Annotated in this window: 12 protein-coding genes; 7 read left to right on the top strand and 5 right to left on the bottom strand. The window is 61.2% G+C overall.

Annotation, left to right across the window (positions count from 1 at the left end; genetic code table 11):
- The first annotated feature begins 12 nt into the window (after nt 1-12).
- The 6 genes from AKJ29_RS04200 (at nt 13) to AKJ29_RS04180 (ending at nt 5,248) form a co-directional block, all read left to right on the top strand.
- Nucleotides 13-936 (top strand): ABC transporter permease, encoded by a 924-nt coding sequence (locus AKJ29_RS04200; RefSeq protein ID WP_055188214.1) that lies wholly within the window; start codon nt 13-15, stop codon nt 934-936.
- Nucleotides 937-951: 15 nt separating this feature from the next.
- Nucleotides 952-1,734: an ion transporter gene (locus tag AKJ29_RS04195; RefSeq protein ID WP_074963581.1), complete on the top strand. Its 783-nt coding sequence runs from the start codon at nt 952-954 to the stop codon at nt 1,732-1,734.
- Nucleotide 1,735: 1 nt separating this feature from the next.
- On the top strand, nt 1,736-2,815 hold the full coding sequence (locus AKJ29_RS04190) for a BMP family ABC transporter substrate-binding protein (RefSeq protein WP_055188212.1): 1,080 nt from the start codon (nt 1,736-1,738) through the stop codon (nt 2,813-2,815).
- A gap of 162 nt (nt 2,816-2,977) precedes the next feature.
- The gene (locus AKJ29_RS19615) at nt 2,978-3,118 is read left to right on the top strand and encodes a hypothetical protein (RefSeq protein WP_161805372.1); all 141 of its coding nucleotides are present in this window, start codon (nt 2,978-2,980) and stop codon (nt 3,116-3,118) included.
- 134 nt (nt 3,119-3,252) lie between these two features.
- Nucleotides 3,253-4,188, top strand: a complete 936-nt coding sequence (locus AKJ29_RS04185) for an aldo/keto reductase (RefSeq protein WP_055188210.1) — start codon at nt 3,253-3,255, stop codon at nt 4,186-4,188.
- Nucleotides 4,181-5,248, top strand: a complete 1,068-nt coding sequence (locus AKJ29_RS04180) for an NAD(P)/FAD-dependent oxidoreductase (protein ID WP_055188208.1) — start codon at nt 4,181-4,183, stop codon at nt 5,246-5,248. Before AKJ29_RS04185 ends, AKJ29_RS04180 begins: the two co-directional genes overlap by 8 nt.
- A gap of 83 nt (nt 5,249-5,331) precedes the next feature.
- Here the strand turns inward: AKJ29_RS04180 and AKJ29_RS04175 are convergent, their stop codons facing one another.
- From AKJ29_RS04175 to AKJ29_RS04165, 3 genes are all read right to left on the bottom strand, one after another.
- Nucleotides 5,332-6,630, bottom strand: coding sequence for a hypothetical protein (locus AKJ29_RS04175; protein WP_055188206.1), 1,299 nt, complete (start codon nt 6,628-6,630; stop codon nt 5,332-5,334).
- A gap of 57 nt (nt 6,631-6,687) precedes the next feature.
- Nucleotides 6,688-7,611, bottom strand: a complete 924-nt coding sequence (locus AKJ29_RS04170) for a histone deacetylase family protein (RefSeq protein WP_055188204.1) — start codon at nt 7,609-7,611, stop codon at nt 6,688-6,690.
- Nucleotides 7,612-7,678: 67 nt separating this feature from the next.
- Nucleotides 7,679-10,369: a bifunctional acetate--CoA ligase family protein/GNAT family N-acetyltransferase gene (locus AKJ29_RS04165; protein WP_055188202.1), complete on the bottom strand. Its 2,691-nt coding sequence runs from the start codon at nt 10,367-10,369 to the stop codon at nt 7,679-7,681.
- Nucleotides 10,370-10,710: 341 nt separating this feature from the next.
- Between AKJ29_RS04165 and AKJ29_RS04160 the strand changes: the two genes are divergently transcribed.
- Complete coding sequence (locus AKJ29_RS04160; RefSeq protein ID WP_055188201.1) at nt 10,711-10,905, top strand: heavy-metal-associated domain-containing protein; 195 nt, start codon at nt 10,711-10,713, stop codon at nt 10,903-10,905.
- A gap of 234 nt (nt 10,906-11,139) precedes the next feature.
- Here AKJ29_RS04160 and oppF read toward each other — a convergent pair whose 3' ends face one another.
- Together oppF and AKJ29_RS04150 are read right to left on the bottom strand one after the other, a co-directional pair.
- Entirely contained in the window at nt 11,140-12,135 is a 996-nt protein-coding gene (gene oppF / locus AKJ29_RS04155; RefSeq protein ID WP_409360017.1) for a murein tripeptide/oligopeptide ABC transporter ATP binding protein OppF, read from the bottom strand.
- Complete coding sequence (locus AKJ29_RS04150; protein WP_055188199.1) at nt 12,132-13,106, bottom strand: oligopeptide/dipeptide ABC transporter ATP-binding protein; 975 nt, start codon at nt 13,104-13,106, stop codon at nt 12,132-12,134. Before AKJ29_RS04150 ends, oppF begins: the two co-directional genes overlap by 4 nt.
- Nucleotides 13,107-13,112: the final 6 nt, after the last annotated feature.

Genomic DNA, 13,112 nt, shown 5'->3' with positions numbered 1-13,112 from the left:
GGAGGAAAGATCATGGACCTGTCACAGATCAATCCACTCCTGCTTCTGGCCTCGCTTATGGTGGCGGCCACTCCGATCCTGCTGGCCGCAATCGGCGAAGCGGTGGTCGAGAAAGCGGGCGTTCTGAACCTGGGTGTCGAAGGCATGATGATCACCGGTGCCGTGGTGGGCTTTGCGGTGACGATCAACAGTGAAAACCCCGCCCTCGGGTTCCTGGCGGCCGCATTGGCCGGGGCGGGCCTGTCGATGCTGTTTGGCGTGCTGACCCAGTACCTCCTGTCAAATCAGGTGGCAACCGGGCTGGGGCTGACGCTGTTTGGTCTTGGACTATCGTCACTGATTGGCAAACCCTACGAGGGGATGAAGGTCGAGACGCTGGCGAAATTTGAGATCCCTCTGCTGGCTGATATTCCGGTTCTGGGCCCGGTCCTGTTCCGGCATGACCCGATGGTCTATTTCAGCGTGCTGCTGATTGCGGTGGTCTGGTATGGGCTGACCCATACACGGGCGGGCCTGATCCTGCGCGGTGTGGGGGAAAACCATGACGCCGCCCATGCGCTGGGCTACAAGGTTATCCGGGTGCGCCTGATGGCGATTGCCTTCGGTGGCGCCTGTGCAGGGATGGGCGGGGCCTATATCTCTCTGGTGCGGGTGCCGCAATGGGTGGATGGGATGACAGCTGGCGCAGGATGGATCGCGCTGGCGATTGTCGTCTTTGCCTCCTGGCGCCCCTGGCGGGTGCTGCTGGGCGCTTATCTGTTCGGCGGCATTTCGGTGCTGCAGCTGAACCTGCAGGCGGCGGGTGTGCCGATCCCGGTTGAAGTGCTGGCCAGCTCCCCCTTCGTCATCACAATTCTCGTCCTCGTGGCGATCTCGATGAAAGGGGATCACGGCGCACCGGGGGCCCTTGGCAGGATTTTCCATGCAACACATTAAGGCGCAGGCAATCACGTGAAACGGCAAGAGGTCATCGACATCCTGGACGGCAGCCACCCCACATTCGGGGGGATCGTGGCGCGCGGCATGGATGCGTTGATCCTGTTGTCCGCGCTGGCGATTGCGCTGGAGACCGAACCGGGGCTACCCAAGAACCTGCGTCACATCCTGTTTGGCTTCGAAGTGCTGGTTCTGGGGATCTTTACCGCTGAATATCTTCTGCGGGTGATCTGCACCCGCCCCCGGCTGCGCTATATCTTCAGCTTCTGGGGGCTGGTCGATCTGCTCACCATTCTGCCCGCCATCGCCCTTCTGACCCCGCAATGGCAGGCGGTGCGGATCTTCCGCCTGCTGCGTCTGATGCGGCTTGTCAAACTGTTTCGCGGCAGCCACGCGATGGAGCGGCTGGCCACCGCCTTTCAGGAAGTGCGCGGCGAGCTGGCAATCTTTGGCATCATTGCAGGCCTCATGCTCTATGTGGCCTCGGTCGGGATCTATATCTTCGAACATGACGCCCAGCCCGAGGTGTTTTCCTCGATCCCGCAAAGCCTGTGGTGGGCGGTGGCAAGCTTTACCACCGTGGGCTATGGCGACATGGTTCCGATCACGGCAGGCGGGCGGGTCTTTACCACATTTGTGCTGTTTTTGGGGCTGGGCGTGATTGCCGTGCCCAGCGCCATCATCACCACGGCGCTTCTTGAGGCCGATACCAACATCCAGAAAAAACTTGCGAATTCCGCCTCGGAGGCGGACAAAGAAAACCAATCGAAAACTGCTCAATCCACCAAGGGAGAATAATATGCGTGCATTGAAATCACTGCTGGCCGGTGCAGCACTGGTCGCGGGCCTGGCGGGCGCGGCGCAAGCCGAAGACAAGACCAAAGTCGGGTTCATTTTCGTGGGGCCCGTGGGTGACGGCGGCTGGACCTATGAACACAATCAGGGCCGGCTGGCCGTGGAAGAAGCCTTTGGCGACAAGGTTGAGACCATCTATCAGGAAAGCGTGCCGGAAGGGGCGGATGCGGAACGTGCGATCACCCAGATGGCGCTGGCCGGGGCAGACCTGATTTTCACCACCTCGTTTGGCTACATGGATCCGACCATCAACGTCGCGCAGAAATTCCCGAACGTGAAATTTGAACATGCCACCGGGTATAAAACCGCGCCGAACGTGTCGAACTACTCGGCCCGCTTCTATGAAGGTCGCGCGGTTCAGGGCCACATTGCGGGCAAGATGACCAAGACCAACACCATTGGCTACATCGCCTCCTTCCCGATCCCGGAAGTGATCCGCGGCATCAACTCGGCCTATATCCACGCCAGGAAGGTGAACCCGGATGTGCAGTTCAAGATCATCTGGGCCTACACCTGGTTTGATCCGACCAAGGAAGCGGACGCTGCCAAGGCCCTGATCGAGCAAGGCGCCGACGTGATCCTGCAGCACACCGATTCAACCGCACCGCAGGCTGCCGCCAAGGAAGCCGGCAACGTGATCACCTTCGGTCAGGCCTCGGATATGGCGGAATACGCCCCCTTCCCGCGCGTCTCATCGATCATCGACAACTGGGGCCCCTACTATGTCGCCCGTACCAAAGCCGTGATGGATGGCACCTGGCAGTCGGTTGCCACCTGGGACGGCATCGGCGCTGGCATGGTGGGCATTGGTGAGATCACCGATGCGGTTCCGGCTGAGGTGAAGGCTGAGGCCGAAGCACTGGTTGCCCAGCTCGCCTCGGGCGAATACCACGCCTTTACCGGCCCACTGAACAAGCAGGACGGCAGCGTCTGGCTGGCTGATGGTGAAACCGCAGATGACGGTACGCTGGCTGGCATGAATTTCTACGTCGAAGGCATTGACGCAGAGATCCCGTCAAACTGATCTCCTGTTTCAGGATCCTCGAAAGCCCCGCCTTGTGCGGGGCTTTTTTCTTGGTCAGGACGCGACGGAAATCCAACTACATTCCGCATCATGAATATATGGGCCTGAACGAACACCTTTGTGCCGCGTATCAGTTTCAGACGCACACTCCGGACCTTCATCATGCAAAAAGCCCTGCTTCTTTCCGTCCTCATCGCCATCGCTCTGCCCCTGAAAGGGATCAGCGCGTTTTCCCCGGCCGGTCAGGATTGCACGTCTGGCCACGACAGCCGCAACGCGGCCCCCGCCTTGCTGCAGGACTGACACAATCGAAACAAGTTGGGCCGCCGGATGTCTTCCTGACCTGTCCCCGACCGGCGGCCCGCTTGCCGCCCTCGTCTTTGCACGAGGGCGGTTTTTCCCTTTTCCTTCCGACAATTCCAAGGCAGTGTCGCGCCATGACCGAACTGATTTCTCTTGATGGCACACCCGCCGGGCGCTGCGCCTTTGGCACGATGCAATTTGGCGCCAAGGCCGACGAGGCCGCGTCGGCGGCGATGTTTGACGCCTGTCTTGAGGCGGGCATCACCCATTTTGACACGGCCCATCTTTACACTGGCGGCGCATCGGAAAAGATCCTTGGCGCCCTGATCAAACCCCATCGCGAGCGCCTGATCATCGCCTCCAAGATCGGCTACCGAACTCCCGACAATCTGGCCTCATTGCGCGAAGAATTTGACCTGTCACGCAGGCGGCTGGGGCAGGAGGTGATCGACCTCCTTTATTTGCATCGGTTCAACCCGAACCTGCCGCTCGAGGCGCAGATCGCAACCCTGGCCGAGTTGCAGCAGCAGGGGGCGGTGCGCTATCTGGCCGTCTCAAACTATGCCGCATGGCAGGCGATGAAAGCCCAGTGCATCGCGCATTCCATGGGCACCAGACTTGATGCGCTGCAACCGATGTATTCCCTGGTCAAACGTCAGGCCGAGGTAGAGATCCTGCCGATGTGCGCCGCCGAAGGCATCCTGCCGCTGACCTATTCACCGCTTGGCGGCGGGCTTTTGACCGGGAAATATGCCGAAGGTGGGGCTGGACGGCTGACCGAAGACGATGATTATGCCATCCGTTATGGGCCGGGCTGGATGCACCATGCGGCACAGCGGGTGAGCGAGATCGCCAGAACCCTCGGCACCCATCCAGCCACCCTGGCCGTTGCCTGGGCTGCGGCCCACCCAACGCGCCCTGCCCCCATCCTTTCCGCCCGCTCAGCCGAGCAGTTGCGCCCCTCACTTGAGGGGTTGGAATACCCGATGGACGATGCCCTCTATGCGCGTCTGTCCGCCCTCACCCAATCCCCGCCCCCTGCAACGGATCGTTTGGAAGAACATGTTTGACTTTATCATTATCGGCGGCGGCATTGCCGGGATTTCCGCAGGCGCCCGCCTGTCCAGCCTGGGTCGCGTTCTGGTGCTCGAAGCGGAAGAGGGTCTGGCCTACCATGCCTCGGGCCGGTCTGCGGCAATGTTCGAAGAGAATTACGGCACGACAAGTGTCAAACTGCTCAGCCAGGCCTCACGCCCCCATCACGAGGCGGCAAATGTGCTGACCCCGCGCGGGTTGATGGTGCTTGCCCTCGAAGGACAGGAAAGCCTGTTTGAAGACGACCTGACAGAATTGCGTCTGCCCCGGATCACGAAAGAAGACGCCCATGATCTGGTCCCGATCCTGAACACGGATCTGATTGTCGGCGCAGGATATCACCCCGATGCGTGGGATCTGGATACCGACCTGTTGCTGAACGGCTTTGCCCGAGAGCTGCGCCAGAACGGAGAGATCCAAACACGGGCGCGGGTCACCGGCATCACCCGCCTGACACATGGCTGGCAGGTCGAAACCACAAACGGGTGCCATGACGGGCATATTCTGGTCAATGCCGCCGGTCCATGGGCGGATGACATTGCCAACATGGCCGGGGTCGCTCCGGTGGGGCTGCAGGCCTATCGCCGCTCCATGGCCCGCCTGCCGGCCCCGGATGGGCAGGATGTAAGCAACTGGCCAATGTTCATGGGAGCGGGGGAAAGCTGGTATGCAAAGCCGGATGCGGGCGCGCTGATCGTGTCACCCGCTGATGCAGATCCCCTGCCCCCGCAGGATGCCTGGGCGGATGACATGGTGCTGGCCGAGGGCCTTGCCCGTTACGAAGAGCATGTCACGACACCTGTCACACGAATACTGGCGAATTGGGCAGGGTTGCGCACATTTGCACCGGATCGGTCGCTGGTGCTGGGCCCTGCCCCGGCGGATCAGGGCTTTATCTGGTGTGCCGGACAAGGGGGATACGGGATGCAATCCGCCCCTGCCGCGTCACAATTGCTGGCGGACCTTGTTGCGGGGCGTCAGCCGGATCTGCCGGAGGAGATCGTCCGCACCCTGACCCCGGATCGGTTCAGCTGAGTTCACCACGCCGCGCGTCCTCCAGTGCCCCTCCTCGCCGCTCACAGTGTCCCTCCTCGCCGCTCAGTGTCCCTCAGTGCCGTTCAGTTTCCCCGTGCGTCCACTTTGATGGCCTCCCAGTGAAACTTTCCCGCGCTCTGAAGTGCGAGCCCGACACAAAGTTCAAACAGGTCACTGTCAGGAGCTGGTTTCGTGGTTGAGACGCGGAAGGCCTCGGACGGTTTGGCCCCTTTCAGGGCGCCATCCGCCCAGAGCTGTGTCATCAACGCCCCAGCAATCAACCGCGCTTCAGATCGGCGGCTGTCGACATCCCGTGCAACCATCAGGCGCACCAGTTCCGCCCGCAGGGTCAGCCGGGTTTTGCGCAGCAATCTCAGACCCCGCAGCCGGGGGGCATCATGCCCGGCCCGGCTGAACACTCCATCCGGAGGTAAAACCACGCCTTCTCCCAGATCGCGCAGCACATTGATATTGCACCGTGCTGCGCGGGGATCCAATCCACCCGGCGCCACGCCCATCCCGGTCAGAGAGCAGCGTTTGCCGGTAACCGGCGCCCAGACCCCACGCTGCCGCGCGACGCGATCAAACAGCCCCGCCACGGCCCCGGAGGGGGGCAAAACCCGCGCGGAGGCATGAGTTTCTGTGATCAGATTGCCCAGTGCAACCGCATGCTGGCTGCGCCCCAACCCGACCCCGTCAAACCACCGATCCACGGGAATATCCGCGCAGGTCGGGGGATCAAGCAGCAGAAAGATATCTTTCTCAACGCAAAGCGCATGCAGCTTGCGATAGATCGCACGGACCTCTGCCATCGGCAGGAAGGCCAGCACGGGGGCGACCATCATTTCCACCCGTCCGGGTGCAAGCTCGCGCAGGACAGAAAGCCCATCTTCAGGCGTGCCCCACGGGGCCTTCATCTGGGTGGCCAGCGCCTGTTCCCACCCAGATTGGCCGGGAAGAATTTGATCCGGGCCGGGGTCGAAATCAGATTGGCCCGTTCCGCCGCCGGTCCCCCTGTCCGCCCCTGCGCCGACCTGACCAGCGATCAGGTCCGCCGCAAGATCCTCTGCCGGCAACACCTGCACGCGGCTGTTGTCTGCGGCTCTCAAATGTGCCGGGGTTGGGTGACCGATGCCCACGCGCAGCACCTTGGCCGTGCGTCCGCCCTGTTCAAAAAACTGGCGCAGTGCGGCAGCCGTCACGAAAGTGCCATCATCAACACCAAAAATCAGCTCTGCCTGAAACGCGGTTTTTACACTGACCGGCACGCCCACGGGTCCCTTTGTAAACGGCCCCACAAACAGGACCACCCCTTTCCCCAGCCATTCGGGCGGGCAACGGTTGTCTTGCAAAAACACGCCGGGAGAGATCGGGAATGCCATAATGCGCCTCTTTTCCTTTGCTGGTGTCACGCCCTTTCGGGCGGATACGCCGGGCGATCAGCCCAGCAATACGTTCAGGTGCTTGACCACGGAGCGCGCCAGCACATCCGGTTCATACCCGCCTTCAAGCATCGACAGGATCCGCCCGTCAGCATGTTGATCCGCCACCTCCTTGAGGCGATGCGTCACCCATTCGTAATCTGCATCCACCAAATTGACCGACGACATGTCATCTGCGGTATGGGCATCGAACCCGGCTGAAATCAGCACCAATTGCGGTTTGAAATCATGCAGGTGCGGCAACCAGTGGTCGCTCACCGCCTCGCGGAACTCGGTGCTGCCGGCCCCTGCGGAGAGGGGAATATCGACGAGGTTGTCGGTTTCCTTCTCGTGCCCGGTAAACGGATAGAACGGGTGCTGGAAGCTGGAGCAGAACAGCACGCGCGGCTCCCCCTTGAAGATCTCCTCGGTGCCATTGCCGTGGTGCACGTCAAAGTCGATAATCGCGACACGCTCAAGCCCGTGGACCTCAAGCGCATGGGCGGCGGCGACGGCGATATTGTTGAACAGGCAAAAGCCCATCGCCTCGGCACGTTCGGCGTGATGCCCGGGCGGGCGCACGGCGCAGAAGATCGGGTTGGCTTCGCCGGACATGATCAGGTCGACCCCCATCACCCCCGACCCGGCGGCGCGTTCAGCGGCGCGCAGCGTGCCAGGACTCATCACCGTGTCGCCATCCACTTCGATCGACTGCATGCCCTCGCCCGGCGCAATCGCATAGACCCGGTCAAGGTATTCAACCGCATGCACCCTTTCGAGCTGTTCACGGGTGACCAGCGGCGCGTCCCGGTGCCGGATCACGTAATCCATCCCCGACATGATCAGCTGGTTCATGATCGCATCCAGCCGTTCCTTGGTTTCCGGGTGCATCGCCCCTGCGTCATGATCCCGGCACTCCGGGTGTGATATCATTGACAGCATCTGGTCCTCCCTTACCTCTGCCTCATTCTTTTTGGTCTGTCCGGTGCAACGGCACCTTTACGGACCGTCAGATCCACCTCTCCACGATCACCAGTTCACGGTCATCGGGATCGGGGCGCTGGGTGAAACCCAGCTCTTTCATCAATCGCAGCATCGGTTCGTTTTTCTTCAGAACTGAGCCTTCGATCACTTCCAGCCCATGCTGGCTGGCGGCATGGAACAAGCCTTTCATCAGTTTGGTGCCAAGGCCCTGATGCTGGATCTGGTCCGAGACCGCGACCGCAAATTCGCAGGTCCGCCCGTCGGGGTTGATCACATAGCGCGCCACGCCAACCTGCACCTCGCTCCCGTCAAGTTCGGCCATGGCGACCAATGCCATTTCGCGGCGATAGTCGAGCTGAGTGAATTGCACCAGCATTTCCGGGCTCAGCTCGTTCACCTGCCCCATGAAACGCATCAGTCGCGCCTCTTCCGACAGGTTGCGGGTAAACTCCTGCACATGGTCCGCATCATCGGTGCGGATCGGGCGGATCATCAACGGCGTGCCATCGGTCAGATAGGTCTGGCGCATCAGGTGGCGCGGATAGGGATGGATCGCCAGGTGATCATAGATCCCGTCACTGGCAGGCGGGCGGGCCACCTCGATACGTGCATCCACAGCCAGCACCCCATCCGGCCCCGCCATCAGCGGGTTGATGTCGAGCGAGAGCACCTCTGGCAACTCGCTGACAATCTTCGAGACGCGTTTCAGCACATCAACCACCGCCGCCCGGTCCACCGGGGCGTAATCCCGGAACCGGTCCAGCGCCTTGGACACTTTGGTCCGGTTGATCAGACGGTTGGCCACAACCGAGTTGATCGGAGGAAGCGCCACCGCGCTGTCGCGCATCACCTCAACCATGGTGCCACCCGCGCCAAACAGGATGGTGGGGCCAAACACCGGATCACGGCTGGCGCCGATCACCAGCTCGCGGGTCTGCCGCAACTGCGCCATCGGCTCAACCGTGACACCGTGAATGGCGGCCTCGGGCAGCGCCCTGCGCGCGTTGGCGACAATTTCATGAAACGCCCGTTTCACGCTGGCCGCATGGGCGATATTGATCTTGACCCCCCCCACATCGGTCTTGTGGGTGATATCGGGCGAGTTGATTTTCATCGCCACCGGGAAGCCCACCGTTTCCGCAGCCACCAATGCGGCGCGTGGGTCAGTGGCCTCGATCGTGATATTCACCGGGACGTGGAACGCGCGCAAAAGCGCCTTGCTCTCCGTATCCGACAGCATCTTGCGCCCCTCGGACAGGGCGCCTTCGATGATCATCCGTGCCCCGTCATAATCCGGCTGCGCTTCGGGCGGCAGCGCGCGCGGCATTTCCAGCGCCAGCTTGCGGTTGCGATGGTGCTTTGCCAGATAGCTGAACCCCTCAACCGCGCGTTCCGGGGTCTGGAAATCAGACACCCCGTTCTCGCTGAGCAGCTTGCGTGCCTCCAGCACCGAGCTTTCACCCATCCAGCAGGCCAGAACCGGCTTTTTGCGCCGTTTCGGCAACGCGTCGATCACCGCGCGGGCCACGGCGGTCGGGTAGGTCATCGCCTGCGGGGTCAGGAGCACGAGAACGCCATCATTGTCCGGATCCGCCATCGCGGCCTTGACCGCCGCATGATAGGCCTCGGGGCTTGCATCGCCTAAGATATCCACCGGGTTGGCGTGGCTCCAGAACGGGGGCAGCACCTGATCCAGCGCGGATTTCGTCTTGTCCGACAGCGGCGGAAGTTCGAGCCCCAGATCCACCGCACGATCGGCCGCCAAAACCCCGGCCCCGCCGCCATTGGTCACGATGCAAAGCCGCTTTCCGCTGGCTTTTTTCGAGTTGGCAAGGATTTCGGCGGCGGCAAAAAGCTGACCCAGCGTATCGGCCCGCACGGCACCGACACGTTCGATGGCCGCGTCAAACACCGCATCCGATCCGATCAGCGCCCCAGTATGGGTGTGGGCCGCTTCGGCACTTACCGCGTGGCGGCCCGATTTCACGACAATCACCGGTTTCATCCGAGCGGCGTGGCGCACAGCGGACAGGAAGCCGGGCGCATCCCGCAACCCTTCGACATAAAGCAAAATGGCATCGGTCTTGGGGTCGGTCGCCAGAAACTCCACCACATCGCCAAAGTCGATATTGATCGAATTGCCCAAAGAGACCATGGCCGAAAACCCGGAATGGTGCGGGCCGGCCCAATCCGCAATGGCAGACAGAAGCGCCCCGGACTGGGACACCAGCGCAAGCCGCCCTTCGGGGGCCTGGGTGCGCAGGAAAGACGCGTTCAGCCCCAGCCATGGACGGGTCAACCCGACACAGTTCGGCCCCAGGAAACGGATCCCGTATTTCCGCGCGGCGGCGATCGCTTCGGCCTCAAGCCGCTTGCCCTGCGCCTTGTCCGCCGCCCCTTCGCCAAAGCCCGCGGACAGGACAATCGCATGCTTGATCCCTTCTTCCCCGAGATCGCGCAGAATAGCTGGCACCACCCGGGCCGGAGTGGCAATCACGGCCAGGTCCACCTCTTCTGGCAGATCGCTTGTGCGGGCGTAACAGGGCACCTCATCCAATGTCTCATATTTCGGGTTTACCGGGAAAATCCTGCCCTTAAATCCCCCTTCGCGAAGGTTGGCATAGGTGAGCGCCCCTACGGAATTCGAGGTCACACTGGCCCCGTACACCGCAACGGAACGGGGGTTGAAAAGCAGGTTGAGCGGGTGGGCGTCCATTGCGCACTCCTGAAGAAGCCGGTTGCCCCGCCCAACACCATGGGGGCGGGGATGATTTTGTCATAACTGACCTACACAAAACCGCTTTGACCTTCATCAACCAAAAGGCGTTATGTGGTGGTGGCAGATCAAAAAAATCCGGCACCGGCACGGGTTTGTTCAAGCGCTTCCCCCACTCGGAACACTATATTTAGCTTGGGACGCCAGATCATTTTCAACACTTATGCAACAAACCCCAATTGGCTGATGTGACAAAAGGTCAAGGGGCAAAGCTGCGCTTGACCTGATACTCTCATTGCGAAATTCTCTCACTTTATCGAACTGCCAATAGGAGCAGAACCATGACCAAATTCAACGTCCCCGACATGAGTTGCGGCCATTGCAAAGCCTCGATCACCAAAGCGCTCGAGGGGGCTGGTGACGGGGTTGAGATCAGCTTTGACATGGAAAATCGTCAGGTGGCCGTATCGGGGCTTTCAACGGATCGGGTGATTGAGCTGCTGAATGCAATCGGGTTTCCCGCCACCCCCACCTGACTGACCCGGCACCGCCAAAGACGGGCCACCTGACCTCATTCAAAAAGGGGCGCTGCCCCTCGCCTCTTCGAGGCTCACCCCGAGGTATTTCCAGCAAGAAAAAGAGGCTGCCAGGACGGTCTTTTTTCTTGTCACAAATATCCCCGCCGGAGGCAGATCCCAAGCGAAGCGCGGGACATGAAAAATCCCCCACCGGTCAGGTGGGGGCTTTTTTGATGTGTGATCTCGGGTGGCTCAAAGCAGATGGCAGGCCACTTGCTGTTGATTGCCGCGATCCGTGAGGCGCGGTTTTTCCTGACCACAGATCTCTTTTGCATGCGGGCAGCGGGTGCGGAACACGCAGCCTGACGGCGGGTTGAGTGGTGAGGGCAGATCGGCATCCAGCAGCATCACCTGTTTCGAGGCTTCGGCTTTTGGGTCCGGGATCGGCACCGCCGAGATCAGCGCCTGCGTGTAGGGATGACCCGGCGCGCGATAGAGCTGCTCGGCCTCGCTGATTTCCATCACATTGCCCAGATAGAGCACCATGACGCGGGTTGAGATATGTTTCACCACGGAAAGGTCATGTGCGATGAAGATGAGCGAAAGGCCCATTTCTTCCTGCAGGTCCATCAGGAGGTTGATCACCTGCGCCTGGATCGACACATCCAGCGCCGAAACCGGTTCGTCGCAGATGATCATCCGCGGTTTCACCACCAGCGCGCGGGCGATACCGATGCGCTGACACTGCCCACCGGAAAACTCATGCGGGTAGCGGTTGATCATGTTGGGCAGAATGCCGACCCGGTCGAGCACCTCTCGCACACGTTGCTTGACCTCGGACCCGGACATGTCCGGGAAATGGGTTTTCAGCGGTTCGGCCACGATCTGGCCGATGGGCATGCGCGGGTTCAGGGATGCCAGCGGATCCTGGAAGATCATCTGCATCTCTTTGCGGCGTTTATTCATGTCCCGCCGCGACATTGTCAGCAGGTCATCGCCCAGCCACAGAGCGGTCCCCGCCTCGGCGGGCACCATCCGCATGATGGCACGCGCCAGCGTGGACTTGCCACAGCCGCTTTCGCCCACAATGCCCAGAGTTTCCCCCGGCATCAGGTCGAAATCCACCCCATCCACGGCCTTCAGCGTATCAGACGGCGTCCAGGGCATGGCGCCCTCGCGTTTGATATCAAACCAGACTTTCAGGTCCCGCACGGTGAGGAGCGGGTCTTTGCTGTTCATGTCCTTCATGCCAGGTCCTCCAGCGGTTTCAGGCAGGCGCGGCGCCGCACCTTACGGCCCGCGACACCATCCAGTGTCGGCCGTTCCACGGCGCAACGATCATCTGCAAAGTCGCATCGCGGCGAGAACGGGCACCCTTTGGGCATGTTCATCATGTTAGGAGGGCTGCCCGCGATGGTGGCCAGACGCGCGCTTTCGATATCCAGCCGGGGAACCGCCTGCAGAAGGCCCATCGTGTAAGGGTGGGTCGGCATCTCGAACAGGCCCTCGGTGGTGCCATATTCCATCTGCTGCCCGCCATACATGACCAGCGTTTCCTTGCACGACCCTGCCACGACACCCAGATCATGGGTGATCAGAATGATCGCCATGTTGAAGTCGCGCTGCAGATCGGCCAGCAGGTCCATGATCTGCGCCTGCACGGTCACGTCAAGCGCGGTTGTGGGTTCATCCGCCACCAGCACGTCCGGTTTGCACAGAAGCGACATGGCGATCATTACCCGCTGGCGCATCCCGCCGGAAAACTCATGCGGATACATGGTGATGCGCTTTTTCGCCTCGGGAATGCGCACAGCATCCAGCATGTCGACCGCCTGTTTCACCGCCTCGCGCTTGCTGATCCCCTTGTGGTGGGTCAGCACCTCGGCCATCTGGTCCGAGACCCGCAGGAACGGGTTCAGGCAGGTCATCGGATCCTGAAAGATCATTGCGATCTTTTCCGCGCGGATCTTGTTGAGTTGCGCTGTGGGCAGGTTCAGGATTTCCTGCCCATCGAGCTTGACCGAGCCAGAGGCCCGGCCGTTTTGCGCCAAAAGCCCCATGATCGCGAAAACGGTCTGCGACTTGCCGGATCCGCTTTCCCCCACAACCCCCAGCGTTTCGCCTTTGTTGAGGTCAAAACTGATCCCGTCCACAGCGGTCACTGTGCCATCGGGGGTGTCAAACTGGACCTTCAGGTCACGAACTTCAAGTAGTGCCATTTCACA

The organism is Aliiroseovarius crassostreae (assembly GCF_001307765.1).
GTDB lineage: Bacteria > Pseudomonadota > Alphaproteobacteria > Rhodobacterales > Rhodobacteraceae > Aliiroseovarius > Aliiroseovarius crassostreae.
Note: the sequence above shows the minus strand (reverse complement) of the source record. Positions and strands in the feature narration are given on the sequence as shown.

Bases quoted from the DNA above. Each gene is read 5' to 3' on its own strand.
- AKJ29_RS04200 (WP_055188214.1), top strand. From the start codon at position 13: ATGGACCTGTCACAGATCAATCCACTCCTGCTTCTGGCCTCGCTTATG.
- AKJ29_RS04190 (WP_055188212.1), top strand. From the start codon at position 1,736: ATGCGTGCATTGAAATCACTGCTGGCCGGTGCAGCACTGGTCGCGGGC.
- AKJ29_RS19615 (WP_161805372.1), top strand. From the start codon at position 2,978: ATGCAAAAAGCCCTGCTTCTTTCCGTCCTCATCGCCATCGCTCTGCCC.
- AKJ29_RS04185 (WP_055188210.1), top strand. From the start codon at position 3,253: ATGACCGAACTGATTTCTCTTGATGGCACACCCGCCGGGCGCTGCGCC.
- AKJ29_RS04180 (WP_055188208.1), top strand. From the start codon at position 4,181: ATGTTTGACTTTATCATTATCGGCGGCGGCATTGCCGGGATTTCCGCA.
- AKJ29_RS04175 (WP_055188206.1), bottom strand. From the start codon at position 6,630: ATGGCATTCCCGATCTCTCCCGGCGTGTTTTTGCAAGACAACCGTTGC.
- AKJ29_RS04170 (WP_055188204.1), bottom strand. From the start codon at position 7,611: ATGCTGTCAATGATATCACACCCGGAGTGCCGGGATCATGACGCAGGG.
- AKJ29_RS04165 (WP_055188202.1), bottom strand. From the start codon at position 10,369: ATGGACGCCCACCCGCTCAACCTGCTTTTCAACCCCCGTTCCGTTGCG.
- AKJ29_RS04160 (WP_055188201.1), top strand. From the start codon at position 10,711: ATGACCAAATTCAACGTCCCCGACATGAGTTGCGGCCATTGCAAAGCC.
- oppF (WP_409360017.1), bottom strand. From the start codon at position 12,135: ATGAAGGACATGAACAGCAAAGACCCGCTCCTCACCGTGCGGGACCTG.
- AKJ29_RS04150 (WP_055188199.1), bottom strand. From the start codon at position 13,106: ATGGCACTACTTGAAGTTCGTGACCTGAAGGTCCAGTTTGACACCCCC.